The sequence below is a fragment of the Streptomyces sp. NPDC060035 genome, from assembly GCF_042736635.1.
Classification (GTDB): domain Bacteria; phylum Actinomycetota; class Actinomycetes; order Streptomycetales; family Streptomycetaceae; genus Streptomyces.
The window spans coordinates 38,371-65,359 of the sequence record NZ_JBHWVO010000020.1; the positions used below are offsets into that span (position 1 = coordinate 38,371).

Consider the following 26,989-nt stretch of genomic DNA (forward strand, 5'->3'; position numbering starts at 1 on the left):
AGGTCAGGTCATCGGGTCGGGGTCAGGTCGAGCACGACCTTGCCGGTGGTCCGGCGCTCGGCGACGGCGGTGAGCGCGGCGGCCACGTCCTCCAGCGGATGGACCTCGGAGACCATGGGCCGCATACCGTCGCGGACCATCCCGGCCAGCGCGTGCTGGGCCGCCGCGACCGCCTCCGGCGCCTCCTCGCGCATCATTCGGGCCTCGAAGCCGCGTATGATCGCGTTCTTGAGCAGTACGAGGTTGAGCGGTATACGGGGGATGCGGCCGTCGGCGTAGCCGACCGTAATGAACCGGCCGTGCCGCCGCAGTGCCCGCAAGGCGGCCTCGGCATGGTCGCCGCCGACCGGGTCGACCACCAGGTGCACGCCGTCGCCGCCGGTCACCTCCCGTAGCCGGGCCTTGAGGTCCTCGTGTACGTAGTCGATGCCCTGCTCCGCGCCGAGCTCGCGCGCGACGGCGAGCCGCTGAGGACTCGACGCGGCCGCCACGACGTGCAGCCCCAGACGGGATGCGACGTCGACGGTGGCCGAACCGACCCCGCCTGCGGCTCCGAGCACCGCCGCCCACTCCCCCGCGACGGCGCCACCCACCGTCACCAGGGCGTGGTAGGCGGTGCCGTACGCCACGTGGAAGGCGGCCGCATGCACCATGTCGAGGCCGTCGGGGATCGGCCGCAGCGCCACCACGGGGGCCACCACCTGCTCGGCAAAGGCCCCGGTGAACACGGCGCCGGCCACGGGCGACCCGACGGGTGGCCCGGTCACCCCCTCCCCCAACGCGGCGACGACGCCGGCGAACTCGCTGCCGGGCGTGAAGGGCAGGGGGGCCGATACCTGGTAGCGGTCGGCCGCGACGAGGACGTCGGGGTAGTTGACGGCCGCCGCGTGCACCCGGACCAGGACCTCGCCCGGGCCCGGTTCCAGGTCGTCGGTCTCGGTGACCTCGATCCCGCTCGGCTTCCCGTAGGAGGTGCAGCGCGCGGCCCTCATCGCCGGCCGTCCACGGTGGGCATGGCAGGGTCGCGGGGCAGTCCGAGGACCTGTTCGGCGATGGTGTTGCGCTGGATCTCCGCCGTCCCCGCGCCGATCGTGGACGCCCTGGTGCGCAGGAAACCCCAGACCCACCGCCCGCGCTGCACGGCATGCGGGTCGCCGCGGCCGAGCAGGCCGTAGGAGCCGAGCAGGTCAAGGGCGAACTCGTGAAGTTCCTGCTCGAAGGTGACGATGAACAGCCGAGCCGTCGACGAGGCCGGCCCCGGCTCGCCCTTGGTCATGATGTCGGAGATCGTTCGCATTCCCGTGTAGCGCATGATGCGTACCCGGGTCTCGAAGTCGGCGAGCCGGTCGCGGACCCGGGGATCGGTGCTCGCCCCGCGCTCGCGGGCCAGGTCGATCAGTTCGTCGAGCACCCGGCGGTAGCGGGCGGCCTGGTTCATGGCACCCGCGGCGCGCTCGTGCCCGAGGCTGGTGCGCACGAGCGGCCAGCCGCCGTTCTCCTCACCGATCCGGTCGGACAGCGGCACGCGGACGTCGTCGAAGAAGACCTCGCAGAAGTGCGCGTCCCCGGTCAGATCGCGCAGCGGCCGCACCGTGACGCCCGGCGCGTGGGCGTCGATGAGCAGGTAGGTGATGCCGCGCTGACGTGACTCGGGGGTGCCGGTGCGTACCAGGGTGAAGAGGATGTCGGCGATGTCGGCCGAACTCGTCCACACCTTCTGCCCGTTGACGAGGTACGCATCGCCGTCGTGGCGCGCCGTCGTACGCAGAGCGGGCAGGTCCGAGCCGGCTTCGGGTTCGGAGTACCCCTGCGCCCACACCGTGTCGCCGCGCAGCATGGGGCGCAGAAACCGCTCCTTCTGCTCCTTGGTCCCGTAGGTGATGAGGGTCGGGGCGGCGATGCCGAGTCCCGTGCCCAGGGGGCCCGGGACCCTCGCCTTCGCGTACTCCTCCTGGTAGATCACCTGCCGGGCGAAGCTCAGCTCCATGCCGCCGTACGAGCGCGGCCAGCCGGGCCCCGCGTATGCGGCGTCATAGAGGGTGGCCAGCCACGTCTTCTGCCAGGCGAGCCGCTCGGAGCGGTCCTTCGGGTGGCGGCCGGGATGGTGCGCCCGCAGGAACTCCTCCAGGCGGACCCGGAATTGGCCGTCGGTCTCCGTATCGCGCTCGGCATCGCTGCCGAACCCGGCCGCACGTCCGGCGCTCGTGGTCGCGCTCGTGCTCGTGCTTCTTGGCGTTGTCATCCGGCCCCCTCAGATCCCCACCAGGTCGGCGAGGTGTGCCCGGTGCACGGCGGGCGCGCCGAGCAGTTGCTCCGACGATTTCGCCCGGCGCAGATGCAGATGTGCGTCGTGTTCCCACGTGTAGCCGATGCCGCCATGGATCTGGATGTTCTGCTTGGCCGCGTGGGTGTACGTCTCCGCGCAGTAGGCCGCGGCGAGCACGGCGGCTGCCGGCAGCTCGGCCGGCTCTCCGGCCGCTTTCCGTGCCGTCTCCCCGGCCGCGACGGACGCGGCGTGGTGGGCAGCCGACCGGGCGGCCTCGACGGCGAGGAGCATGTCGGCGCAGGCGTGCTTGACGGCCTGGAACGAGCCGATGGGGCGCCCGAACTGCACCCGCGTCTTCGCGTACTCCACGGCGGCGTCCAGACACGCCTGGGCTCCGCCGACCTGCTCGGACGCCAGCGCGACCACCGCAAGGTCGAGGACGGTACGCAGGTACTCCGTCGCATCCCCGCCGGGTCCCACCCGTACGGCAGGCGCGCCGTCGAGGTCGATCCGGGCCAGGCGGCGGGTGGGATCGAGTGCGTCGAGCCGGGTCCGCGTGACTTCGGGGGTGCCGCTCCGAACGGCGAACAGGCCCGGGCCGGTGTCGGCGACCGCGACCACGAGCAGCAGGCCGACGGTGTCTCCGTCGAGCACGAACATCTTGGTGCCGGACACCGTCCAGCTCTCACCGTCGATGCGGGTGGCCGTGGTGGCCACGTCCTCGATACGCCAGGAACCGCTCTCTTCCGCGACAGCGACGGTCGCGGTCAGTTCACCCGCGGCGATGCCCGGCAGCCATCGCGCCTTGGCCGCGGCATCACCGGAAGCGGTGAGCGCCTGGCCTGCGAGGGCTACGGTGGCGAAGTACGGGGAGGGGAGCAGCGACCGCCCCAACTCCTCCAGCACAACACCCAGTTCGACTGCTGCACCGCCGCTGCCGCCGTACTTCTCAGGAACGGCGATCCCCATGAGGCCGAGCTGCCCGGCCAACTGGCGCCACAGCGCGGGGTCATACCCCTCAGAGGACTCCATCCAGTGACGCACCGCCACGCTCGGCGACTTGTCCGCCAGCAGGCGGCGCAAGGCCGAGCGCAGCTCGTCATGTTCCTTGGTGTGCGTGAGGGTCACCTGGCGCCTCCACGTTCGTGAGCGGATCTATCCGTGCTCACGGCACACCATACCCCCAAAACCAAATAGAGGGTACTTAATTAAGGACCCGGCTGATCGCCGACCCTACGCCTCACCGTCGAAGGTGACCACGACCTTCTCCGCCGCGCCCGGCGTCCGGGCCAGCTCGAAGGCGCGGCCGACGTCGGCGAACGGCACACGGTGACTGATCAGCTTCGCGAACCGGTCTTGGTGTGCGGCGAGTTCGGCCGTCACCTCGAAGATCTCGGTCGGGTAGCCCTGGGAGGCGATCAGGGTGAGTTCACTGCGGAGCATGCCGCCCAGGTCGATCGCGTCCGACTTCTTCTGCACGGCGACCATGACCATCTTCGCCTTCCACTTCGCCGCGGCGATCACGGCGTTGAAGACGGCGGGCGCCCCGGCGGCGTCGATGTAGATGTCGGTGCCGGCGCGCGGCTGCCCCAGGGAGTTGACGGCCTCGCCGTGCAGTTCGGTCAGGCGGGCCGTGACGTCCTCGGTGGCCGAGTCGATGACGGCGTCCGCGCCGACGGCCAGGGCCGTCTCCAGACGCCCCGGGATCACATCGGCGACAACCACGTGCCTGACCCCGCGCAGCTTCAGCCAGATCGTGACACCGAGGCCGATGGGCCCCGCGCCGAAGATCACGACCCTGTCGTCGGGGGTGGCCCCGGAGCGGTTGACGCAGTGCCGGGCAACCGCCATCGGCTCATTCAGCGCAGCCACCTCGAAGGGCATGTCGTCCGGGAAGACCGCGACGCTCTTGCCGACGACGACGTCCTCGATGAGCAGGTAGTCACGCATGCCGCCCAGCTCCCCGCCGCAGCCGATGATTCCGGACGGGGCGCCCTGCGGGTTGACGACGACCCGGTCCCCTACCTTCAGGTCGGCGACCTCGGTGCCGACCTCGACGATCTCGCCGGCCGGTTCGTGACCGAGAGGGAGGGAGGCGATGGAGTCGTCGGCCCCGTAGGGGGTGCCGCCCAGGTGGACGAAGAAGGTGTCGGTACCACAGATGCCGCAGGCACGGATCCGCATCAGCGCGTCACGCGGGCCAGGCACCGGCCGCTCGATCTCCACCACGTCGATCGTGTCGGGCTTGGCGGGGACGGTCTGGACCGACTTCATCGTGGCCACGAAGAGGCTCTCTCTCACTCGGAGGGATCTTGGAGGGGTGCCGTGGAAAGGCGGGGAGGTACGTGGGCTGCCGTCAGGCGCGGACCGGCTTGCAGCGGTCGGCTACCAGGCCGCGGGCCGCGCGCAGAGACCAGGCCAATCGCCGCCACCATGATCCCCTTCACGGGGGTGGGGATCAAAGAGGCCATGGCGGGAGGTCCTTCCGGCTTCCATGGTCCGCCCGGTTCACGAGGGCGGCAGGTACGGCTCCACCATCCCCCGCCGACCCCCACCCGTCGTCATGCGGCTGCCGACATCCGCCCTACCGCATCCTCAGTACGATCCGCCACCGGCCAGGTTAGGTCCTGGACTGCAACGACGCCGGGAAATCAGGCATCAGGGCCCGGTCCACGATCTCGATGCGCTCCCCCGTCGGCGCCAGGTGGTAGGCGAAGACCGATGGAGCGTGGCCGTCGGTCACCGCACACGCCTCCAGCGCGAAGCCTGCGGCCTCAAGTCGCTTCGACGTTTCCGGGACGTCGTCACAGAAGTAGCCGAGATGGTGTGCCGCCGCATGTGCGGTCGCGGTCCAGGGGGTGCCGGGCACCTCCTGGACGAGTTCGATGTGCGGGACGTCAAGGGAGTACGTGTAGCGCAGGGTCAGCGTCCTTTCTCCGTCCGCCATCCAGATCGGCAGCTCGGCAGACAAGGGTTTGGTCCACCGGTATCCGGCGACCTCGCTCATCCGGTCCATCGCCGCTTCCACATCGGGGACGACGATCCCGGTGTGGTAGAGATCGGCCGCCCTCAGCGCAGGCATAGTGCTCCTCGTCCCTGTCGTCATCCGCCCGCTCACCACTCCAGCCGCAGGGACTTGATGCCGTACATGTTCCCGGTCTGTTCCAGGTCCTGACCGGCCGCGATCCGGTAGTCCGGGATGCGTTTGTGCCACTCCTGCACCGCCACGTTCAGCTCCAGACGCGCGAGGTGCGAGCCCAGGCAGCGGTGCGGGCCCGAGCCGAAGGCAATGTGGTTGCTCGCGGAGCGGTACGGGTCGACTTCCAGCGGATTCTCGAATCGCTCGGGGTCGCGGTTGGTGACGGCGAGCGGCAGCATCACCATCTCGCCCGACATGACGGGGCAGCCGCCGACCTTGACGTCCTTGGTGGCCTTACGGGCCGGGACGACGAACGAGTAGACCCTCAGGATCTCCTCGACGCTCATCCCTATGAGCGAAGGGTCGGCGACGATCGCGCCGCGCTGCTCAGGGTGCGTGGCGAAGTGGTACAGAGCCCAGCCGATCGCGATGGGGACCGTGTCGAAGCCCGCCTGGAACATCAGGATGCAGAAGGCGTGCATGTCCCGGTCACTGATCGGCTCGCCGTCGATCTCCCAGGTCATCGCCCTGGACAGCAGGTCGTCCTTGGGGTGCGCACGCCGAAGGGCGATCTGCTCCTCGAAGTACGCCGACACAGCCTGCATCGCGGACAGCTGGCGACGGTGGTCCGGGTCCTCCTCGAAGGACAGGTGCAGCATGGAGTCCACCCAGTCGAGGAATTGAGCCAGGTCCTCCTCGGGCAACCCCATCAGTCGCATGAAGATCAGTGTCGGGAATCGGCGCGCGAATCCGTCGAGGACCTCGGCGCCGTCGCCGCCCTTCAGGCCATCGATCAGCTCGACCGCGACCTGCCGGATCTCCGGCTCGCGGGCGGCTACGGCCTTGGGCGAGAACTCATTACCCAGGAGGCGTCGCCAGTCGGTGTGCTGCGGCGGGTCCAGCATCTCGGGGATCCACAGGAACGTGGGGTTCGGGTTCAGAGCCGTGACGGACGTATTGGAGAACGCCTGCCAGTCCTGCAGTGCCCGCTGGACCTCTTCGCCGTCCGTCACCACCCAGTAGCCCTGCGCAATGCTGCTCCTGAATCCGGAGTGCGCGCCCGCCAGCGCGTCCCACTGCTCCTGGTGACTGAGGACCGGGCCGCCTTCCCTGTTGTCGAAGTTGTACATGGGCACGCCTTTGTGGGTGCCCTCGGGCTCGACCGTGGTACTCATCTCAGTTCCTCTCCAGGGCGGCCTGCACCGAGGCAGCCTCCCAGCCGACTTGCCTGCACATGGCCAATTGAGAGCCCTCTTTTGAGGTTGCCCTCACCATGCCACCGGCCTTGAGACGGCGGCAATGCCTGCGCGGCAAGGAACGCGGCGCGGGCTCAGTGCTCCTGCGGACCGGAGGCCCCTCCCTCAGCGCCCCCTCCAGGTGGTCGACCGCTTCTCGGCGAACGCGGTGGCGCCCTCCTTCGCGTCGTCGGAGGCGAACACCGGGTCGGTGATCCTCTCCTGTTCCCGCCACCCCTCCTCCCACGTCCAGTCCGCGGTGGCGCGCGCAATCCGCTTGGTCGCCGCCACGGCGAGGGGTCCGTTCGCCGCGATCGCCTCGGCGAGCCGGATCGCACCGTCGAGCGCCTCTCCCTCGCCGGTGAGCCGGTTGACCAGGCCCACGTCGGCCGCCCGCTCGGCCGCGAACGGCTCGCCGGTCAGCAGGAGTTCGAGCGCGATGGCGTAGGGCACGCGGCGTGGCAGCAAGAGCGCCGCGCCCCCGGCCGCCACCAGCGACCGCTTCACCTCCGGCACCCCGAAGCGAGCCGTGCGGGCCGCAACGACAAGGTCGCAGGCGAGCAGCAGCTCGAATCCGCCTGCCAGCGCCCAGCCCTCGACGGCCGCGACGAGCGGTTTGCGTGGCGGGGTCCTCGTGATGCCGCACAGCCCCCGCCCCTCGATCCGCGGGCTCTCGCCGCGCAGCCATGCCTTCATGTCCATGCCTGCGCTGAACGTTCCCCCCGCGCCGGCGAGGACCCCGACCCTCAACTCGTCCGACGCGTCGAGCTCGTCCACCGCGGCGGCGACTCCCCTCGCCACGGCGCCGTTGATCGCGTTCTTCACCTCGGGACGGTTGATCGTGATGACCTGGACGGCGCCGCGGCGCTCGACAAGAACCTCTTCCGACACACTTCCTCCTGTTCGGACCGGGCCGGGGTGCACTCGACGACACCCGCTCACTCGTAAACAGTAGCCTTAAATGACACCTTTGGCCCCTAGCTGTGGACTCAACATCGAAGTAGGGATAAATTCCTGACACTGATCTGTTCAGATCTGACCTTTAAGGATTCTCGCGACGTCTCGCCCGGAGGGCCGATGCTGGATTTCTCGATCGAACCCGACTTCCAGGCCAAGTTGGACTGGGCGGCAGCCTTCGTGCGTGCGGAGGTCGAGCCACTGGACCTGCTGTTCCCGCACGGCGGCGACCCGTACGACACGGCCAACGACAAAGCACGGGCGGTCCTCAAGCCACTGCAGGAGAAGGTCCGCGAACAGGGCCTGTGGGCCTGCCATCTCGGCGCGGAGCTGGGCGGACCCGGCTACGGCCAGGTGAAGCTCGCCTACCTCAACGAGATCCTGGGCCGCTCCTACTGGGCGCCCACGGTGTTCGGCACCGCTGCCCCCGACACGGGGAACGCGGAGATCCTCGCCATGTTCGGCACCGCCGAGCAGAAGGACCGCTATCTGCGGCCACTGCTCGACGGCAACATCGTCTCCACGTTCTCCATGACGGAGCCTCAAGCTGGGGCGGACCCCGCGGAGTTCGTGTGCCGGGCCTGGCGCGAGGGCGAGGAGTGGGTCATCGACGGAGAGAAGTGGTTCTCCTCCAACGCCCGGTACGCGGCCTTCCTCATCGTGATTGCCGTCACCGACCCCGAGGCGCCGCCGCATCAGCGCATGTCGATGTTCATCGTGCCGGCCGAGACACCCGGCATCGAGATCAAGCGCAACGTCGGCACGATGGACGAACGGGACGGCCTCGACGAGGGGATCCACGGCTACATCCGCTACCACCAGGTCCGGGTCCCGTTCGACGCCATGCTCGGGGGCACCGGCGAGGGGTTCAAGGTCGCCCAGGCCCGGCTCGGCGGCGGCCGGGTGCACCATGCCATGCGGACAGTCGGCAAGTGCACCCGCGCCTTCGACATGATGTGTGAGCGCGCGCTCTCGCGCCGTACGCAGGGCACCCTGCTCGCCGACAAGCAGGCCGTGCAGCAGTTCATCGCGGACTCCTGGATCGAGTTGGAGCAGTTCCGGCTGCTCGTGCTGCACACGGCCTGGATCATCGACACCCAGCCGCACGGCGCCGCCCGCAGCCGGATCGCCATGTGCAAGGTCGCGATGGCCAAGGTGCTGCATGACGTCATCCAGCGGGCGCTGCACTTGCACGGCTCGCTGGGCACGACCAACGAGCTACCCCTCGCGAAGTGGTGGATGGCCGCACCGAACCTGGCCCTCGCCGACGGCCCGACCGAAGTGCACCGCACCACGGTCGCCAAGCAGATGCTCAAGCGGTACCGGCCGGCCGATGGTCTGTTCCCCAGCGAGCACATTCCGCCGAAGCTGGAGGCCGCCCGGAAGCGGTACGCACACATCATCGGCGACGACAGTCTGAAGGGACAGGTGAACGCATGACGGCGGCCGGGCAGCATCCCACATCGCCCCTTCCACCGGGTCAGTTGTTCGATCTGAGCGGCAAGGTGGCCCTCGTCACCGGCGGAAGCCGGGGCCTGGGTCTGGAGATGGTGCGGTCCTTCGCCGCCGCGGGCGCCGATGTCGTCATTACCAGCCGCAAGCCGGACGCCTGCGAGGCGGCCGCCAAGGAGGTGCGCGACCTGGGCCGGCGGGCGCTGCCGTTGGCGGCCCACGTCGGCCACTGGGACGAGCTGGACCGGCTCGTCGACACCGCGTACGAGGCGTTCGGCCATATCGACATCCTGGTCAACAACGCCGGTATGTCACCGCTCGCCCCGTCCTCGGCCGAGACGAGCGAGGAGCTCTTCGACAAGGTGATCGGGGTCAACTTCAAGGGCCCCTTCCGGCTCGCGTCGCTCGTCGGGCAGCGCATGGCCGACGGTGACGGCGGCTCCATCATCAACGTCTCCTCGTCCGGGGCGCTGCTGCCGCAGCCCCGGTTCGGGCCCTACGCCGGAGCCAAGGCGGCGCTGAACACCCTAACCACCGTCTTCGCCCTGGAATACGGGCCGACGGTGCGGGTCAACACGATCTCGGCCGGGCCGTTCCTCACGGATGTCTCGAAGTCGTGGGCGCCGGAGTCCCGCACGAGCACGCGCAACGCGCTGGGCCGTCCCGGCAACCCCGAGGAGATCGTCAGCACGGCTCTGTACCTCGCGAGTGACGCCTCCAGCTACACCACGGGGGCGCTGATCCGCGTAGACGGCGGGCTGTACTGAACCGCCCACCGCCCACCGTCGACCGACGGGCCGTCACCGCATCGCCGGCTCCCCCAGGTAGGCGCGCTCCAACAACCCCGGGTCCGTCGCGAACCGCGCGGCGGGCCCGCTGAGCACCAGGTCGCCGTGGACCAGCACGGCCGCCTGGTCCGCCACCTCCAGGGTGAGCTGTACGTGCTGTTCCACGAGGACAACCGCGGCGCCGGTGACGTCGGCGATGCGCCTGACGACCGGCAGTAGCTCCTCGACGATCACCGGGGCGAGCCCCATGCTGAGTTCGTCGACGAGCAGGACGCGCGGGTCCTGAATCAGGGCGCGTCCCAGAGCCAGCATCTGCTGTTCCCCGCCGGAGAGCAGCCCAGCCGCGACTCTCAGACGCTTTCCCAACGCCGGGAAGTAGTCGAGGACTTGGTCGACGGTGCTGCCGCCGCGCCGCCGGGCGAGCGTCAGGTTGTCCCGCACGGTCAGTTGAGTGAACAGGGCCCGGTCGTCGGGTACCAGGACCAGTCCTCTGCGCGCCATCTCGCGGGCCCGGCCACCCCTGACGGATTCACCGCCCAGGGCAAGGGCACCGCCCAGGCTCGGCAGTAGCCCCGCCAGCGTCAGCAACAGGGTCGTCTTTCCTGCCCCGTTGGGACCGAGGAGGGCCGTGACCTCTCCGGGCCGCAGCCGCAGGTCGAACCCGCGCACCACCGGCTGTCCCTTGGTGTAGCCGGCTTCCAGGCCCTCGCACACCAGCAGCGCCTGTCCCGGCGCGGTCGCTGTCGTCACCGTACGCCCTCCTCTTGTGCCCGTGCCGCGCCGAGATAGGCGGCGGCAACCCGTGGATCAGCCTTGATCTCGGCGGGTGTTCCCTGAGCGATCACCGTGCCGAGATCGAGTACGACGATGCGGTCGCACACGTCGAGTACGAGTCCCATGTCGTGGTCGACGAGCAGCACTGTCACCCCGGCGGCCCGCACGGCGCGCAGCCGCTCCCCGAGCCAGCGGCTCTCGGAGCTGTCGAGGCCGGCCGCGGGCTCGTCGAGGAGCAGGAGACGGGGGCGTCCGGCCAGCGCTCGGGCGATGGACACCAGCTGTCTGCTTCCTTGCGAGAGTTCACGCGCGGGCCGTCCTCGGTGGCTGCTCAGGTGCAGCGTTTCGAACAGGCGGCTGCGCAGCTGTGGCCCCTCGGTCGAGCCGATGTGGGCGCCGCCGTGGCGGGCCGCGCTCTCGCCGACCAGAACGTTCTCCTCCACGCTCAGGTCCTCGTAGAGTTCGATGCCCTGGAAGGTGCGCCCGAGCCCCGCCCGGCTGCGTCGGTGCGGTGCGAGCGCGGCGAGATCGCGGCCGTCGAACTCCACGGCCCCGGTACCTCGTTGGTATCCGCTGACCGCGTCGAGCAGGGTCGTCTTGCCCGCCCCGTTCGGCCCGATGACCCCGACGATCTCGCCGGAGCGGACATCGAAGGAGACCGCGTCGAGTGCGACGACACCTCCGTGGCGTACTCCTACGTCGCGTACCGCCAGGACGACGGCTCCCGGTTCGGGCGCCGGCTCGGATGCCGGTTCGGGTGCCAACCGGTCGGCGGTGAAGCGCGGGTCGGTGTCCGTGTCTGTCACGGCAGCACCTGCCCGGTCGTCCGTGGGCGTCCGGCGGCGCAGGCGGGCCGCCAGCGCGTGTGCCGGGCCTACCAGACCCTCGGGGTTCGTGATCACGGTGAGCACCAGGCCGACGCCCATGATCACGCTGTACCACTCCCCCATGGACAGCGCCCGGTCCAGGGCGACGGACAACAGGCCGCCCGCTCCCATCACCCCGGCCACCACGCCGCCGGACAACGCGGTGATGCCCGCCAGATACGCGGTGGCGAACAGGCCGAGGCCACCGATCGCGGTGAACATCTCCGGGTCGGCGACGGTCTGCTGGTAACCGAGCAGCGCGCCGCCCAGTCCGGCGATGAAGGCGCCGATCGCGAAAGCGATGATCTTCGTGCGCGAGACGTCGACGCCCGCTGCGGCGGCCGACCGCTCGTTGGCGCGGACCGCGAGCATGGCGGCGCCGAGCCGACTGCGGCGCAGCCACGCCACGCCGAGACCGACCAGCAACAGCACCACCAGACACAGCAGCCCGAACCGGATGCGGGGATACCCCTCGCCCGCCCCGATACCCAGGTCGGCCCCGAACAGATGGGGCGAGGGGATCTTCGCGCCGTCGAGCCCGCCATTGAAGTCGGTGTTGCGGAACCAGAACGCCTCCACGGCGACCGCGAGCGCGATGGTCACCACCGCCGCCGGCAGCCCGCGGATGCGCAGCGCGGGAAGCCCGATGGCTACGCCGATCACCATGGCCGCGACGGCCGCGAGCAGCGGTGCGATCGGGAACGGGATCCCCCAGTCCGCCGTGAGCCGGCTCAGGCTGAACGCGCCGACCCCGGCGAGGGTGAGCTGGGCGAGCGAGATCTGCCCGGCGAATCCGGTGACGACCACCAGCGACAGCGAGATCACACCCAGAGTCAGCGAGGTGATCACCGCGGCGCGGATGCTGCCCTGGGTGGCGAACAGGACGGCGGCGCCGAGTGCGGTGAATCCGAGAGCGGGGACCAGTATGCGTTCGGGGCGCGGAGCCCGCCCCAGCGTCTGCCGGATCACCGTGCCGCGGGTGGGCAGCGGCCGTCCGCGTACCACCAGGTACACCAGGATCAGGGCGAGCGGTACCAGTTGCGTCAGTCCGGTCTGTGGCAGCCACGACCACTTGACCTGTAGGAACTGCAGCTCGGACTGGAACATGCCGATGACGAGCCCGGCGGCGACGGCCGGGATCAGCGCGGTGAAGTTTCCGACGAGGGCGGCGGCGAGGGCGGGGACGATGAACAGGGTGTACGACAGGGGCACCAGCGGCACGATGGGCGCGATGAGGATCCCGGACAGGGCGGCGATGGCCGAGCTCAGGGCCCAGTTCACCGTCGCGATCCGCTCCGGGGAGAGCCCGCTGACCAGGGCGCCCTTCTCGGTCTCCGCCGCGGCCCGGGCCGCCAGGCCGAACCGGGTCAGCCGGAACACCAGCGCCAGGGCGACGGTGAGCGCCACGACGACCGCGGCGAACCAGAGCCGGTCGCCCGGAATGCGTGAACCGCCCCATTCCACCGAGTCGTTGGGGAGGATCGCCTTCACCGACACCGGTGCGGTGCCGACCCGCGTGACCAGCAAGGCCTGGATCACCAGCATCACACCGATCGATGCGACGGCCTTGGCGACCGCCGGAGCCGATCGCAGCGGGCGAAAGACCAAGGCGTACAGCACCACCCCGAACGCTGCCGCGAGCAGCAGCGTGAGCGCCATGGCCGCGAAGAGCCCGAGCTCTGCGCCGAGGCCGACGGTGCGCGGCAGGCCAGGTATCGGCACCAGCAGCTCGCCCTTGCGTAGAAACGCATACGTATACGCGCTGTACAGCGCGATGGCACCAGTGGCGAAGTTGACCACGCCCGAGCTGCGGAAGGTCAGGACCAGGGCGAGGGCCAGCGCGGCGAACACGGCCCCGTTGCCCAGGCCCAGCAAGAGGAAGACGAGGTACTGGTCCATCAGCCGGCCTGCTCGAAGAGCGGTGCGGGGTCGATGACCTCTACCTTCTCCAGCTTGCCGCCGTTGAGGGTGGCGGTGACCTCCTTGGCCGAGCAGGCCGCCTTGAGATCCGGCACCGCCTTGGAGTCACAGGTGAATGTGGTGCCGTGGCCCGCGGGCAGCGCGACGCCCTTCGCGGAGTCGAGCGCCTTCGCGACGGTCTTCGGTGTGACCTCGCCGCTCAGACCCTCCAGTGCACGCACCAGGCCGAGCGCGCCCTGGTACCCGATGGCCGCGTAGCCACCGTTCGGGGTGTCGGGGCTGTAGCGCGTCATCACCGCGCGGTAGAGCTGAGCCTCGGCATGGTTGCTGGCCACGTCGAAGCTGCTGAACACCTGCGCCCCGTCCAGACCCGTCCCGACGGCATCGACGACCGCGGGGGCCGTGCACGGCTGAAGAATCATCCGCGGGATGGAGCCGCCGAGTGTGGCCATCGCCTGGAGCACGGAGGTACACACCGTCGACTCACCGATGATTGCAACTGCGTCCGGTGCGTTCTGCAGCGCGGCGCTGACCTGGGGAGAGGCATCCGGTGTGCCCGCCGCGATCTTCACGATCCGCAGGTCGATGCCTGCCTTGTCGAAGACCGGCTTACCGATGGACTGGGCACCGCCCACCGCGGAGGGGACATCGATGACGAACGTGACGACCTTCTTGTAGTCCTGCTTCTTGGCGTACTCGGCCATCGCCGTCATGGACGCCGGGAACCCACCGGTCCAGGAGTAGGAGAGGGTGCTCGTGCCCTCGGCGCCGCTGGTGGCCAGGGCGGTCGTCCAGGGAATGCCCGCCTGGGTCACGATCGGCACCATGGAGTCGCCGAGGCCACTGCTGGTCAGAACGACCGCGGCCACTTTCTGCTCGACCATCCGGTTCGCGCAGTCCCGGGCTGTCGCCGGTTCTTCCTTGGTCTTGCAGATCACGTACTCGATGGGCCTGCCCGCGATGCCGCCCAGGTTGTCGTTGGCGTAGCGCCGGGCAGCTTCGGCGGCCTCCCGGGTCTCGGGCTGGCTGATGCCCGCGCCGCCCTCGTTGGTGATGAGACCGATCTTGACCGGTGTGCCGCCGGCCTTCTTCCCCGGGAACGCACTGGAGAGTGCGGCCGGGGTGTCCGTGCCTGCCTTGGTGTCGGTGTCGTTCTCCTGCCCGCACCCCGCCAGCAGGAGGGCTGCGACGGCAGCCAGCGCGATCGACGCACGCTGCCGAGGGGAGGAGAGGGCACGCCTGACTGACTCGATCATGTCTGCTTCCCGAAGTGTCGGCGAGTGTCCCGCACTCGCGGCGAGCGGCGACACGGGAAGGCAGGCCGAAGCGCGCCGCCGCGTGTGCCGCCTGGGATGAGAGAGGAGAGCAGGCGTCCGCCTGCTGGGGTGGGTCGGACCTGGTGACAAACCCCCGGTCGGATCAGCGGGCGCGGTCTGGCGCCTGCGAATCCAAGGCGGAGGAGGGAGTCGACGCGGAGCGTCGGCGACCGACGACAACGCCGGAGGCGCTGGTGCCAGGACGTGACCGCCCGGCCGGGGGTTTGTCACCAGGTCCTCAGGTCACCGCGCCGTCGATCTTCAACTGGAGCAACTCCTCGTCGCTCAGGCCGATGTCACGCAGCACCTCGTCCGTGTGCTCGGCGAACTGCGGGGCGCGGGTGAGTGACGCCGGGGTTTGGTCGAACTGAACGGGGTTTGCGACGAGTTCACGTTCCCTGCCGTCCGCGTCGACGACCTGGGCGATCAGCCCGTTCGCCCGTAGGGACGGGTCCTGGCCGACTTCCCAGGCGTTCTGTACGGCGCCCCATTGCCCCTCCCCCCGCGCGAGGGTCTCGGTCCACTCGGCGAAGGGGCGCTGCCGGACGATCTCGGCGACGATGTCGGCGGCTTCGGCGGCGTTGGCCATGATCTTCTCGGTGCTGTCGAAGCGTTCGTCGCAGGCGAGGTCTTCTCGGCCGACGACTCGGCAGAACTCCGGCCAGTACCGGCCTGGTTGGAGCATCGAGAACTCCAGCCACCGGTCGTCGGCGGTCCGGTAGGCACCGATCAGCGGGTTGGCCGCCGATCCGTGCTTGGGCTGCTCCTGTACGGGAAGCGGGCCGCCCACCATCAGGGCCCGGTTCACCAGGTACTGGGTGGCCCACGCGCCCACGCCGAGCAGTGACACGTCGATGACGGACGGCTCACCGGTGCGCTGGCGCTGGAACAGCGCTGCGGCTATGCCGCCGGCGATGGTCATCCCGCCCATCGAGTCGCCGTACGCGCCCGCCGGCATCCGCGTCATCCGGTCGGCCCCGGGCGGGGTTACTCCGGCCGCGCTGCCGCCCCGCGCCCAGAAGGCGGTGCTGTCGTAACCGCCCTTGTCGCGTTCCGGTCCACGGGCGCCGAAGCCGCTTCCCCGTACGTAGATGATGTCGGGGTTGATGGCCCTGATGTCCTCGACGTCAATCTTGAGTTTGGCCCGGGCGCCCGGCAGGAAGTTCGTGAGGAAGACGTCACTGGAGCGGACGAGCTCCTCCAACACCCTCCGTGCGGACGGCCTTTCGAGGGCGACGCCGATGCTGCGCTTGCCGCGGTTGGGGCCCTCCATGATCGGGAAGAAGGAGGAGCCCTTGCTCATCGCCTCCTGCCCGAGCACGCGCACCAGACCGCGCTGGGCATCGCCCCGCTCGGCGTGCTCAATCTTGATGACGTCGGCGCCCCAGTCCGCGAGCACCGCGCCCGCCGCCGGTACGAAGGTGAACTGCGCCACCTCCAGAATCCGTACACCCTCCATCGGTCGGTGCACTGCGTCAGCCTCCATGCTGTGTAGGTGAATCCGAGAAGGAGTCGAGGTGTGTCACTCGACGGCGATGGCGCGTTCGGGGCAGGCCCACGCGCCCTCGCGGGCCGCCTTTTCCTGTTCCGGCGGTACCTCCCCGTCGAAGGACAGGGCGTAGCCGCTGTCGTCGAGTGCGAACAGCTCCGGGGCGGCGGCCGCGCACCGCGCGTGTCCGGAGCACAGGTTCTTGTCAATGGTGATCTTCACCGAATTGCTCCCTTCTCTGTGGGTCTCGGTCGGTCCCGGTGGCTCCCGGTGACTTCCCCGCGGCGGTGATCTCGCCGAGGTCCATCGGCCCGTCCCGCGCCGCTCCCAGCAACAGGGCGAGGTCCACGCCGGATTGGGCGGCCGTGTCGCGACAGGCCGCCAGGTCCTTGCGGAGAAACGGTGCGACAGCGGCGACGTACCCCTCCGGTCCACCGCGGGCGGCGATGTACGCACCCGCAGCGCTCCCTCCGCTGCTGACCGAGAGTGCCTCCAGGAGAGCGTCCTCCGCTACGCCCATCGCCCGGCCGGCCGCCAGTCCGCGCAGGGTCACCTGGCTGATCGCGGCGAACAGCAGGTTGTTGAGCAGCTTGACGCGCAGCGCGGAGCCCCGGGGACCGGTCGCCACAACGGGGGCGGCGTAGGCGGCCACGACCTCCCGCGCCGTCGCCACATGAGCCGGTTCCCCTCCGAGGAAGACGGTGAGGCGTCCGGCGCGGACCGCCTCGGCCGTCCCGCTGAACGCGGCGTCGACGATCGCCGCCCGCGCGCCGGGTGCGTACCCGTCCAGCCGGTCCAGCGTCGCGGGTGCCCCGGTGGTGTGCGAAAGAAGAACCGTGTGCGGGCCCAGGGCCGCGACGACCCCGGGCAGCACGTCGAGCATCTGTGCGTCGTCATAGAGACAGCTGACGACGGCGTCGCAGGCGGCGAGGTCCTGGGCGGTGTCCACGAGTTCGGCGCCCAGGGCGGCCAGGCGGCTACTGACCTCGGGCCGGCGCGCGTACACCCGTACCGGGTGACCCGCCGCGAGGACGCGCTCCACCATCGGCTCGCCAATGTGTCCGGCTCCCAGGAATCCGATCGTTCGGACTGCGCTCATCTGCGCTCCATAAGATGTGAGGCGTCGCTACGGCTTGTTCGTCGACCCCGCGTCGACGGTGAACTGCAGGCCCGTGACATAGCGCGCCTCGTCCGACGCCAGGAACAGGACGGCGTTCGACACGTCTCGCGGCTCGACGTAGGGCGCCAGCGGGTTCATGGCAGCGAGAGCGAACAGCGGTTCGCGCGCGGCAAGTTCCTCCACCGGCTCACCGACGGTGATCCCGGTGTCGCTGACCCCGGTGGGGTGCACGGTGTTCACCCGGATCCGATGGGGGGCGAGTTCGTTGGAGAGCGCCTTCATCAAGCCGACGACGCCGTGTTTGCTGGCCACGTAGTGGGCGTAGGGAACGTGTCCCCGGATGCCGGCCGCCGAGCTGGTGATGACGATCGAGCCGCCGGACTGCGCGTCGATCATGCCGGGTGCGGCGGCCCGGACCGTGTTCCAGGCGCCCTTGAGATTGACGTCGACGACGACGTCCCAGGCCTCCTCGGACAATTCCCAGGCGCGGCCGGAGCTCATCACACCGGCGTTGGCGACCACCACGTCGAGCCGCCCGAACTCGACTGTCGCCGCGTCGACGGCGGATCGCATCTCGGCGAAGAACCGGACGTCGGCCTCAACGGCGACGCACCGCCGGCCCGTCGCCCTGACCAACTCGGCCGTCTCCTCGAGTTCCGCCTTGGTCGCCAGGGGGTAGGGCAATGCGTCGCTGATGCCATGGCAGACATCGGTGATGACGACATCCGCTCCCTCCTGCGCCAACCGCACGGCGTGGGAGCGCCCCTGTCCCCGGGCCGCCCCGGTGATCAGTGCGACCTTGCCCTCAACTCGCCCCATGTCAGACTCCGTTCGTGTGAGTTCAGCGGTCACGCCCCTCAGGGCGTGGCCAGTTCGTCCGCCGCCTCGTGCAGAGCACGCAGCCGGGCTTCGAGCAGCACGCGCTCCGCGTCACGTGCCCCGGCGAGACGCTCCTGCGTCTCGGAGATCTCCGCACGCAGCCGACCCGCGGCCTCCTCGCGCGTCAGCAGGTCCAGATCCGTCCAGTCCGAACGTTCGGACTCCGGTCGGCGGCTCATGCGGGGAAGTTGTAGAGGCGCCGAGTGTTCAGCTCCACGATCTGGTGCACCTCGTCGTCGGGGACGTCCGCGAGTACCTCGGCCGCGTAGGCGCGGCTCTTGGGCCAGTACGAGTCGGAGTGCGGGTAGTCGCACTCCCAGGTGATCTTGTCGACCCCGATGTGGTGGCGTACCTCCACGCCGAACCGGTCGTCTATGAAGCAGCCGTGGAAGTGCTTGTTGAACAGCTCCGAGGGCCGCACGCTCTGATTGATGTTCTGGTAGAAGCGGTGCCGCTCCCAGGTGCCGTCGCTGCGCTCCAGCAGATACGGGATCCAGCCGATGCCGCCCTCGGACAGACCGATCTTCAGCTTCGGGTGCTTGTGCAGCACGGGCGAGAAGAGCAGGTCTGCGGTGGCGAACATGGAGTTGCAACCGAAGAGCGCGATCGTCACGGCGAACGGCGCGTCCTCAGCGGTCTTCGGTGGCTTGCCCGAGGTGCCGAAGTGCAGGCACAGCGGCATGTCGGTCTCTTCCAGCGCCGAGAACACCGGGTCCCAGTGGTCGGTGTGGAACGACGGGAGGCCCAGCGGAGCCGGGTTCTCCGGGAACGAGACCGCCTTGGCCCCCTTGGCGGCGGTCCGGTGGATCTCGGCGACGCACGCCTGCACGTCCCACAGGGGCAGGATCACCAGTGGGATGAGCCTGTCCGGCCCCGCGGCACACCATTCGTCGAGCACGAAGTCGTTCCACGCCTGCACGCACAGGCGGGCGAGTTCGGGGTCCTGCCCCTCAAGAAACACCGTGCCGGCGAAGCGCGGGAAGGACGGGAAGCACAGCGCCCCCCACACCCCGTCGAGATCCATGTCCCGCAGGCGGGCCTTCGGGTCGTAGCAACCCGGGATCATCTCGTCGTAGCGGGTCGGCTCCATGCCGAACTCCTCGGGGCTCCTTCCCGCCACCGCGTTCAGTCCGATGTACGGATAGATCCGACCCTCGTACGTCCAGACCTCGGCCGGAGCCTGGCCCTCGCCCCGCGCCTGCTCCACGATCCGCGGTCCCGCCTCCCGGTACTTCGCGGGCAGTCGGTCCGACCACAACCGTGGCGGCTCGATCAGGTGGTCGTCGGTGGACAGCAGTTTCATCCATGGCTGCAACGGCATCGTCGCGCCCCTTCCTCGGAGAGATGCGCCGGGTCGGGACTCTACAACAGGCTCTTAATTGCGTATACCTTTTACACGCGTCCTGCGCGAGTTGGCCGTGGACCGACCGCCTCGGCCCTCTATTGCGGTCACCTATCTACACGAGAGGACACCCCATGCCCGAGGACCCACCCCTGCGCCCCTTGCCTCAACCGACGCTCTCCAGCGCCGCGTTCTGGCGATCCGGCGCCGACGGCGTCCTGCGGATCACCCGATGCGCCGACTGCGCCCGGCACTTCCACCCACCGCTGCCCGTCTGCCCCTCGTGCCGCAGCCACTCGGTGGGGCTCGCGCCCACCTCTGGCAAGGCGGTCGTGGTCGGGTTCAGCGTCACCGAACAGTCCTGGCTGCCGTCGTTCCCGCCGCCGTACGTGGTGGCCGTCGTCGCGCTCGTCGAGGACGACCGGGCCCGCCTGACGACGAACATCGTCGGGTGCGAGCCGGACGAGGTGCACATCGGGATGCGGGTTCGAGTGCGCTTCGAGCAGCACGACGATCTGTACGTGCCGCTCTTCGAGTCGGACCGGGAGGCGGAGGCCGCCGAGGGTCCGGGCCCGTTGCCCGAGCCGCGTGCGGTCCGTACCGCCCTGCGGCCCATGGCCACGCAGCGCAAGTACGAGGACGCGGTCGCCCTCACCGGGGTCGGGCAGTCCCGCGTGGGCCGCAGGCTCATGGTCGACCCGGTGGCGCTGACCGTGGACGCGTGCCTGGCCGCGATCGAGGACGCGGGGCTCGAACTGGACGAGATCGACGGCCTGTCCACGTACCCCGCGGTGTCCCCCAGCGGGATGAGCGAAGGCGGGATCACGGCACTGTGCGAGGCACTTCAGCTGCGTCCCACGTGGATCAACGGAGGCAGCGAGCTGCCAGGGCAGATCGGATCGATCACCGCGGGCATGCTCGCCGTCGCCTCCGGACTGTGCCGGCACGTGCTGTGCTTCCGTACTGTCTGGGAGTCCTCGCACACCGCACTGGTGCGCTCCGGCCGGTGGCAGACGGACAACGGCCGTGCCACCGGGATGTACGAGTGGCGGGCGCCTTTCGGGGCGATGTCGGCCGCACAGTGGATCGGCTGCAACGCCTCGCACTACATGCACCGTTACGGCGTGGGGCGTGACGCCCTGGGCGCCATCGCCATAACGGCCCGGGCCGGCGCGGCACGCAACCCCGAGGCCCTGTACCGCGAACCGCTCACCCTGGACGACTACTTCGCGGCCCGTACGGTGACCACCCCGTTCGGGCTCTACGACTGCGACGTGCCGTGCGACGGCGCGGTGGCCGTCATCGTCTCGGCACGGGAGACCGCGGCGGACCGGCCCCGTCCCCCGGTCCTGGTCGAGGCGGTGGGCTCGGCGATCCTGGAGCGGCTGAGCTGGGACCAGGACACGCTGACTCACACCCCCCAGTCCTTCGGCGCCTCCACCCATGTGTGGTCCCGGACCGACCTCACCACGGCGGATGTCGACGTCGCCCTGCTCTACGACGGCTTCACGTTCAACGCGCTCTCCTGGATGGAAGGTCTGGGCTTCTGCGGCCCCGGCGAGGCGACCGACTTCATCGCCGGAGGCAAGACAATCGCCCTGGACGGCGCCCTCCCCCTCAACCCGCACGGCGGCCAGCTCTCGGCCGGCCGCCTGCACGGGTACGGATTCGTCCGCGAGGCCATGCTGCAACTGCGCGGCGCGGCCCACGGGCGCCAGGTGGAGGACGCCCATGTCGCGGTGGTGACCTCGGGTGGAGGGGTGCCGTCCGGGGCGATGCTGTTGCGCCGGGCGTGAGGCCCGGCAGCCCTCGGTCAGGAGGAGGCGACCCGGGCCGCCTCCTGCCCGGCGGCCTGTTCTGCGGTCTCCGCCTCCTCGTGCTTGACCGCGCGCAGCAGCATGACCGGGGTGGCTATCTTCCAGATGAAGTAGGCCGCGGAGGGAAGCATGTACGCGAGGAGACCGTTCCAGGCGAGCGGGCCGGTCTTGTTGAGGTAGACGAAGGCCCCCGGGATGAGGACGATCCCGAGCACGATGTTCAGCCAGCCGAACCACTTCGGGAAGATCGGCTTCTCCCTGCGGTCGATAAGCGCCGCGTACCCGATCGACCATACCTGCAGCACGAAGATGCAGGCGTTGCCGACGTACATGAGGTTGAACATGTCCGTCATCGCGAGCAGCACCTCGGGCGAGTGCTCCTCGGGCCGGTACGCGGCCGCGGAGAGGATCGCCAGTGGGAAGAAGAACCCGATCGGTGCGACCACGCCCGTGAGGACCTGCGTCATCGACAGCAGGCCCCAGCCGCCTTCGATCCTGCGCATCTGCAGACTGGTGACGACGACGAAGGGGTACTCGAACGGAACCGTCAGCACGATGATCGCTACGCAGGCGAGAATCCGCGTCTGGTTCTCGATCAGGAAGTCGGCGGCGTCCTGGGCGTCCATGGTCGGGTCCATCGGGCTGAGGATGTTGCCGACGGAGTAGGCGAGGAGGAATCCTGCGAACAGGATGAACCCGCACCAGGCGGAGGCACGTTGAAGTCTCATGTACCGGGCGTGTTCCATGACGGATCTCCTTTGATCTCGTACGGGGTGGACCATCTGCGGGTCACGCCGACGCGCTGAGAAGGTCGAGCACCGCCAGGTAGGCGAAGACCATGCTCGACCCGATCGGCGTTCCGGCGCCCGGGTAGACACGTCCCGACATCGGGGCCGCGGTGTTGCCGCTCGCGTACAGGCCCGGGATTGCACTGCCGTCCGGGCGCAGCACGCGCGCTTGCTCGTCGGTCTTCAGGCCGCCCTTGGTGCCGATGTCGGACAGGGCGACGGTCGCGACGTAGTACGGCGGAGTGTCCAGGGGCATCAGCAGGGAGTTCGGCCAGTCCGGGGTGGGCTGCATCGGGTAGTTGGGACCTGCGGGGAAGCCGATGGTGTAGTGGAACATCTGGTCCCACGCACTCTCGCCGCGATGGAAGTCCTCGTCGACGCCACTGAGAGCGAACCTGTTGTACCGCTCGATGGTCTGGCGCAGCGCCTCGACGGGTACGTCGACGAGCTTGGCCACCTCCTCCAGGGTCTCCGCCTTGCGCAGCGCGCCCGAGGTGAACCACTCCTCCTGAACCGGCTGGCCGGGCGCGCCGCCGAAGCTGTCCCTGTCGATCTGGCGCTGGTCGAGGATCCAGTAGCAGGGCGCGTGCCGGACCCCGGTGCTGGTGTGCAGGCGGGCGATCTCGTGTCCGGCCTGGTCGTAAGGGCGCGTCTCGTTGACGAAGCGCTCGCCGTCGCCGTTGACCCAGATCCCGCCGCGGGTGCCCGTGTGGAAGAACGGCAAGCCGTCGGGCTGGACAAGACCGGGCACGTACCAGGCCTCGTCGAGCAGGTCGGTGTCGGCGCCGATCGCGATGCCCGCTTTCAGGGCATCCCCGGTGTTGCCGGGGGCGCCGTTGCTCCACTGGCCGCCGTGGGCCGCCGGCTGGTGCTTCTCGCGCAGTTCGCGATCACGCTCGAAGCCGCCCGCCGCCAGGATCACTCCTCGCCGGGCACGGAATCGGACAGAATTGCCCTCGCTCACTGCGTCGACGCCGACGACCTTGCCGTCCTCTACCACCAGACTCTGCAGTGCGGTGTTCAGCTTGAGCGTTCCGTTGCCCGTGTCCAGGAACGCGCCCAGGGCCCGCCCGATGAGCGCTCGGCCGCCGCCGAGGTTCTGCCCCGGCTCCGCGTCCCACCACCGCTCGGTGTAGAGGGAGTCGCGGACGAGTTCCGCACGTGTCCCGAGCCGCTCGGCGGGCAGATCCGAGGGGAAGATCGTCCGCCCTTCGGTGGTCCCGCCCGGACGTGACGCGAAGTAGTCCGGCACGGGCCCGTATACGAACGACTGGAACCACTCGTTCTGCTCCAGCTCGTCGATGAGCTGAGGGCCCGCCTTCAGATACGCGTCCTGGAGCCGCTCCCGGGAGGGGTCGGCGACGATGCCACGCAGATAGGCCCTGGCGCTCGCGGTGTCGTCGTCGATGCCCGCCCGGCGCAGGGGAGCCGAGCCGGGGAACCACACGCCGCCGCCCGAGTATGCGACGGTGCCGCCGACCCGGTCGGTCTTCTCCAGGACGAGGGTGCGCAGTCCACGCGACGCCGCCACATAGGCGCCGACGAGGCCACCGCCCGATCCTACGAAGACAACGTCGTAGACCTCTTCTCCCCCTTCCGCCGAATCCGCCGATTCCGCCGATGTGCCTTGCCGTTGAACGGGGGGCTGCCCGTCCTCGTCCTTGAGCGTCATCGTTGACCTCCTCATTGGTTCGCAGCCGGGCGGCAGGCGATCCCCTGTACACATCGACACCCACCATTGAGTGGACTTCACCGACGAATGGGTAAGACGGCCTCACTGCACTGCGAATTGCCGACGACTCTTCCAGTGGGTGCACCCGGCGCACCAAAACGACGACGTCCCAGGCTCTACTCCAGAGCGACGCCGCCGACCGCCAACGAGCACTTGCACGGATGGTGGTCGCACCCGAGACCGCTGTCAATATGTATTAGGGGTACTCATTTCGCGAATCGAAGAGCATCATGAGGGCCATGAAGACGGACGAAGCCCCCGCGGCACCGTCGGTGACCGCCGCGGCCAACCGCCTGGCGCGAGCCGGCAGTACGGGCATGCCCTGCCCCCCAGTGGCCGACCTGATCGGCCCGAGCGACATCGCTCGCGCGTACGCAGTCCAGCAGGTCACGACAGAGCGCCGGCTTGCCGCAGGGGCCCGGATCATCGGCCGCAAGATCGGGCTGACCTCCTCGGCGGTGCAAGCGCAGATCGGGGTCGACCGACCCGATTTCGGTACACTCTTTGACGATATGCGGTACGGGGACGGCGAGCTCATCCCCTACCAGCGACTGCTGCAGCCCAAGGCGGAGGGTGAGGTTGCCTTCCTCCTCGGCCATGACATCCCCGATGCGTCCGATCCCGCCGGGATACGCGCCGCAGTTCACCTGGCCTACCCCGCGGTGGAAATCGTTGACAGTCGGATCGAGAACTGGCACATCGGCATCACGGACACCGTCGCCGACAACGCCTCGTCCGGGGTCTTCGTGATCGGGGACCAGGGCCGTCCGCTCAACGAATTCGAGCCGGTGCGGGTCCGGATGGTGATGCGGCGAAGCGGCGAGGTGGTCTCCCAAGGCACCGGCCAGGACTGCCTCGGCGATCCGCTGCATGCACTGACGTGGCTCGCCCGGACCGCCATCGAGTTCGGGTCCCCTTTGCGCGCCGGGGACTTGGTGCTCTCCGGTGCCCTCGGACCGATGGTGACGGCTGGGCCGGGCGATGTCTTCGAGGTGTCCATCGAACCGCTGGGCACGGTCACCGCGCACTTCTCGGACAACCCAGGACCCGCAGGGCGGGCAGGAAAGGACAACGGATGACGGATCGCGTGGGAGTGGCGATCGTCGGCTCCGGCAACATCGGAACCGACCTGCTCATCAAGATCAAACGAACCTCGCCGAACCTCGAGGTGATCGCGATGGTGGGAATCGACCCTGCCTCCGACGGCCTCGCCCGCGCCTCCCGGATGAAGGTCGCGACGACGTCGGGCGGGGTGGCGGGGCTGATCGAGATGGCCGAGTTCAAGGATGTACAGATCGTGCTCGACGCCACCAGCGCGGCCGCGCACGAAGCCAACGCGCGACTTCTCGCGCCCCATGGCCGACGACTCGTGGACCTGACCCCGGCGGCGCTCGGGCCGTATGTGATCCCCCCGGTGAACCTGGAGGAGCACCTCGACGCCCCGAACATCAACATGGTCACCTGCGGCGGTCAGGCCACCATCCCCGTCGTCGCGGCGATCTCCCAGGTGACCGACGTGCCGTACGCGGAGATCGTCGCCTCGGTGGCCTCCCGCTCGGCCGGTCCCGGCACCCGGGCCAACATCGACGAGTTCACCGAGACCACGGCCCGCGCGATCGAGAGCGTCGGCGGCGCCCGGCGCGGCAAGGCAATCATCATCCTCAATCCGGCCGAGCCGCCGCTGATCATGCGGGACACGGTGTTCTGCCTGATCGGCGGGGCCGACCACGACAAGGTGCGTTCCTCCATCGAGCGAATGGTCGCCGAGGTTGCGGCCTATGTGCCCGGCTACCGGCTCGTACAGGAGGTGCAGTTCACGCCCATCGAGGCGGGCGAGGCCACGACGCTCCTGCCGGACCGGCCCGGTCCCGTGGACACCAAGGTGTCCGTGTTCCTCGAGGTCGAGGGCGCGGCACACTATCTGCCCGCGTACGCCGGGAACCTCGACATCATGACGTCCGCCGCCCAGCGGGTCGCGGAGAAGATCGCCGAGCGCGTGACGCGGAGGGCGGCATGACGAAGACGCAGGCGAAGAAGCAGATCTACGTCCAGGACGTCACGCTCAGAGACGGCATGCACGCCATCCGGCACCGCATCACGCCCGAACAGGTCGGCCGGATCGTCGCCGCGCTCGACGCGGCCGGCGTCGCGGCCATCGAGGTCAGTCACGGCGACGGCCTGGCGGGGGCGAGCCTGAACTACGGGCCCGGCAGCAACACCGACTGGGAGTGGATCGAGGCCGCGGTCGCGAACAGCACGCGCGCGACCATCACCACACTCCTGCTCCCGGGTGTCGGCACGGTCACCGAACTGCGCAAGGCTTACGAGCTCGGGGTGCGCTCGGTCCGCATCGCCACCCACTGCACGGAGGCGGACGTCGCGGCGCAGCACATCGCCGAGGCGCGCGAGCTCGGGATGGACGTAGCAGGCTTCCTGATGATGAGCCACCTGGCCGAACCGGCCGAACTGGCTGCCCAGGCACGGCTCATGGAGTCCTACGGTGCGCACTGCGTGTACATCACCGACTCGGCAGGCCGTCTGACGGTCGACGACGTGAGGGCACGCGTCCGCGCCTACCGCGATGTCCTCGCCCCCGAGACCCAGATCGGCATCCACGCCCACGAGAACCTCTCCCTATCGGTTGCCAACTCCCTCGCCGCGGTGGAGGAAGGCGCCGTACGCGTCGACGCCTCCCTCGCAGGGCAGGGCGCGGCGGCGGGCAATGTACCGATCGAGCCCTTCGTCGCGGTCGCCAACCTCCTCGAATGGGAGACCGGTTGCGATCTGTTCGCCTTGCAGGACGCGGCAGAGGACCTCGCCCGCCCACTGCAGGACCGCCCCGTGCGCGTCGACCGTGAGACGCTCACGATCGGCTACGCGGGCGTGTACGGCAGCTTCCTGCGCCACGCGGAGCAGGCAGCCCTGCTCTACGGCGTCGATACCCGCGACATCCTCCTCGAGGCCGGAAGGCGCCGGCTCGTGGGCGGGCAGGAGGACATGCTCACCGACATCGCCCTGATTCTGCGCGGCGGCGGATCCTGAGGCCGCGCAGCTCACAGCGCCTGCGAACCAACCCGAGCTGAGAGGTCCGCGCATGACAAGCACCACA

At 69.5% G+C, this 26,989-nt stretch carries 24 protein-coding genes; 6 read left to right on the plus strand and 18 right to left on the minus strand.

Annotation, left to right across the window (positions count from 1 at the left end):
* Window positions 1-8: 8 nt before the first annotated feature.
* The 7 genes from ACFWBQ_RS27535 to ACFWBQ_RS27565 form a co-directional block, all read right to left on the minus strand.
* A complete protein-coding gene (locus tag ACFWBQ_RS27535) occupies window positions 9-992 on the minus strand; it encodes an NADPH:quinone oxidoreductase family protein (RefSeq protein ID WP_385500727.1) in 984 nt (327 codons plus the stop codon).
* Entirely contained in the window at window positions 989-2,242 is a 1,254-nt protein-coding gene (locus ACFWBQ_RS27540; protein WP_385500734.1) for an acyl-CoA dehydrogenase family protein, read from the minus strand. The genes ACFWBQ_RS27535 and ACFWBQ_RS27540 overlap by 4 nt, the downstream gene beginning before the upstream one ends.
* Before the next feature lie 9 nt (window positions 2,243-2,251).
* Window positions 2,252-3,394: an acyl-CoA dehydrogenase family protein gene (locus ACFWBQ_RS27545; RefSeq protein WP_385500742.1), complete on the minus strand. Its 1,143-nt coding sequence runs from the start codon at window positions 3,392-3,394 to the stop codon at window positions 2,252-2,254.
* A gap of 105 nt (window positions 3,395-3,499) precedes the next feature.
* On the minus strand, window positions 3,500-4,549 hold the full coding sequence (locus tag ACFWBQ_RS27550) for a zinc-binding dehydrogenase (RefSeq protein WP_385501103.1): 1,050 nt from the start codon (window positions 4,547-4,549) through the stop codon (window positions 3,500-3,502).
* 337 nt (window positions 4,550-4,886) lie between these two features.
* The gene (locus ACFWBQ_RS27555) at window positions 4,887-5,348 is read right to left on the minus strand and encodes a VOC family protein (protein WP_385500746.1); all 462 of its coding nucleotides are present in this window, start codon (window positions 5,346-5,348) and stop codon (window positions 4,887-4,889) included.
* 32 nt (window positions 5,349-5,380) lie between these two features.
* Entirely contained in the window at window positions 5,381-6,580 is a 1,200-nt protein-coding gene (locus ACFWBQ_RS27560) for a cytochrome P450 (RefSeq protein ID WP_385500750.1), read from the minus strand.
* Between the two features lie 186 nt (window positions 6,581-6,766).
* On the minus strand, window positions 6,767-7,531 hold the full coding sequence (locus ACFWBQ_RS27565) for a crotonase/enoyl-CoA hydratase family protein (RefSeq protein ID WP_385500754.1): 765 nt from the start codon (window positions 7,529-7,531) through the stop codon (window positions 6,767-6,769).
* 186 nt (window positions 7,532-7,717) lie between these two features.
* Between ACFWBQ_RS27565 and ACFWBQ_RS27570 the strand changes: the two genes are divergently transcribed.
* Window positions 7,718-9,037, plus strand: coding sequence for an acyl-CoA dehydrogenase family protein (locus ACFWBQ_RS27570; RefSeq protein ID WP_385500759.1), 1,320 nt, complete (start codon window positions 7,718-7,720; stop codon window positions 9,035-9,037).
* Window positions 9,034-9,816 (plus strand): SDR family NAD(P)-dependent oxidoreductase, encoded by a 783-nt coding sequence (locus ACFWBQ_RS27575; RefSeq protein ID WP_385500766.1) that lies wholly within the window; start codon window positions 9,034-9,036, stop codon window positions 9,814-9,816. The genes ACFWBQ_RS27570 and ACFWBQ_RS27575 overlap by 4 nt, the downstream gene beginning before the upstream one ends.
* A gap of 33 nt (window positions 9,817-9,849) precedes the next feature.
* On the opposite strand, the gene ACFWBQ_RS27580 is transcribed toward ACFWBQ_RS27575, so the two are convergent.
* From ACFWBQ_RS27580 to ACFWBQ_RS27620, 9 genes are all read right to left on the minus strand, one after another.
* Window positions 9,850-10,587: an ABC transporter ATP-binding protein gene (locus tag ACFWBQ_RS27580; RefSeq protein ID WP_385500772.1), complete on the minus strand. Its 738-nt coding sequence runs from the start codon at window positions 10,585-10,587 to the stop codon at window positions 9,850-9,852.
* Window positions 10,584-13,376 (minus strand): ATP-binding cassette domain-containing protein, encoded by a 2,793-nt coding sequence (locus ACFWBQ_RS27585; RefSeq protein ID WP_385500798.1) that lies wholly within the window; start codon window positions 13,374-13,376, stop codon window positions 10,584-10,586. The genes ACFWBQ_RS27580 and ACFWBQ_RS27585 overlap by 4 nt, the downstream gene beginning before the upstream one ends.
* Window positions 13,376-14,653: an ABC transporter substrate-binding protein gene (locus ACFWBQ_RS27590; protein ID WP_385500817.1), complete on the minus strand. Its 1,278-nt coding sequence runs from the start codon at window positions 14,651-14,653 to the stop codon at window positions 13,376-13,378. Before ACFWBQ_RS27590 ends, ACFWBQ_RS27585 begins: the two co-directional genes overlap by 1 nt.
* Before the next feature lie 298 nt (window positions 14,654-14,951).
* On the minus strand, window positions 14,952-16,199 hold the full coding sequence (locus ACFWBQ_RS27595) for a CaiB/BaiF CoA transferase family protein (RefSeq protein WP_385500826.1): 1,248 nt from the start codon (window positions 16,197-16,199) through the stop codon (window positions 14,952-14,954).
* A gap of 36 nt (window positions 16,200-16,235) precedes the next feature.
* Entirely contained in the window at window positions 16,236-16,424 is a 189-nt protein-coding gene (locus ACFWBQ_RS27600) for a ferredoxin (RefSeq protein WP_385500852.1), read from the minus strand.
* Window positions 16,408-17,301, minus strand: a complete 894-nt coding sequence (locus ACFWBQ_RS27605) for an NAD(P)-dependent oxidoreductase (protein ID WP_385500879.1) — start codon at window positions 17,299-17,301, stop codon at window positions 16,408-16,410. The genes ACFWBQ_RS27600 and ACFWBQ_RS27605 overlap by 17 nt, the downstream gene beginning before the upstream one ends.
* A 27-nt stretch (window positions 17,302-17,328) precedes the next feature.
* Window positions 17,329-18,141, minus strand: a complete 813-nt coding sequence (locus ACFWBQ_RS27610) for a mycofactocin-coupled SDR family oxidoreductase (protein ID WP_385500891.1) — start codon at window positions 18,139-18,141, stop codon at window positions 17,329-17,331.
* A gap of 38 nt (window positions 18,142-18,179) precedes the next feature.
* Window positions 18,180-18,380, minus strand: coding sequence for a hypothetical protein (locus ACFWBQ_RS27615; protein WP_385500898.1), 201 nt, complete (start codon window positions 18,378-18,380; stop codon window positions 18,180-18,182).
* Entirely contained in the window at window positions 18,377-19,522 is a 1,146-nt protein-coding gene (locus ACFWBQ_RS27620; protein ID WP_385500903.1) for an amidohydrolase family protein, read from the minus strand. Before ACFWBQ_RS27620 ends, ACFWBQ_RS27615 begins: the two co-directional genes overlap by 4 nt.
* 155 nt (window positions 19,523-19,677) lie before the next feature.
* Here ACFWBQ_RS27620 and ACFWBQ_RS27625 point away from each other — a divergent pair, with 155 nt between their 5' ends.
* Window positions 19,678-21,339, plus strand: a complete 1,662-nt coding sequence (locus ACFWBQ_RS27625) for an OB-fold domain-containing protein (protein WP_385500915.1) — start codon at window positions 19,678-19,680, stop codon at window positions 21,337-21,339.
* Between the two features lie 17 nt (window positions 21,340-21,356).
* Here ACFWBQ_RS27625 and ACFWBQ_RS27630 read toward each other — a convergent pair whose 3' ends face one another.
* Together ACFWBQ_RS27630 and ACFWBQ_RS27635 are read right to left on the minus strand one after the other, a co-directional pair.
* Window positions 21,357-22,106, minus strand: a complete 750-nt coding sequence (locus ACFWBQ_RS27630; RefSeq protein WP_385500928.1) for a hypothetical protein — start codon at window positions 22,104-22,106, stop codon at window positions 21,357-21,359.
* 43 nt (window positions 22,107-22,149) lie between these two features.
* Window positions 22,150-23,820, minus strand: a complete 1,671-nt coding sequence (locus tag ACFWBQ_RS27635; protein ID WP_385500934.1) for an FAD-binding protein — start codon at window positions 23,818-23,820, stop codon at window positions 22,150-22,152.
* A gap of 299 nt (window positions 23,821-24,119) precedes the next feature.
* Here ACFWBQ_RS27635 and ACFWBQ_RS27640 point away from each other — a divergent pair, with 299 nt between their 5' ends.
* From ACFWBQ_RS27640 to dmpG, 3 genes are read left to right on the plus strand one after another with little or no spacing between them, the layout of a single operon-like run.
* Window positions 24,120-24,959, plus strand: coding sequence for a 2-keto-4-pentenoate hydratase (locus ACFWBQ_RS27640; RefSeq protein ID WP_385500939.1), 840 nt, complete (start codon window positions 24,120-24,122; stop codon window positions 24,957-24,959).
* Window positions 24,956-25,897, plus strand: a complete 942-nt coding sequence (locus ACFWBQ_RS27645; RefSeq protein WP_385500947.1) for an acetaldehyde dehydrogenase (acetylating) — start codon at window positions 24,956-24,958, stop codon at window positions 25,895-25,897. Before ACFWBQ_RS27640 ends, ACFWBQ_RS27645 begins: the two co-directional genes overlap by 4 nt.
* Window positions 25,894-26,922 carry a 4-hydroxy-2-oxovalerate aldolase gene (gene dmpG / locus ACFWBQ_RS27650; RefSeq protein WP_385500953.1) on the plus strand — a complete coding sequence of 343 codons (1,029 nt, stop codon included), beginning with the start codon at window positions 25,894-25,896 and terminating at the stop codon, window positions 26,920-26,922. Before ACFWBQ_RS27645 ends, dmpG begins: the two co-directional genes overlap by 4 nt.
* Window positions 26,923-26,989: the final 67 nt, after the last annotated feature.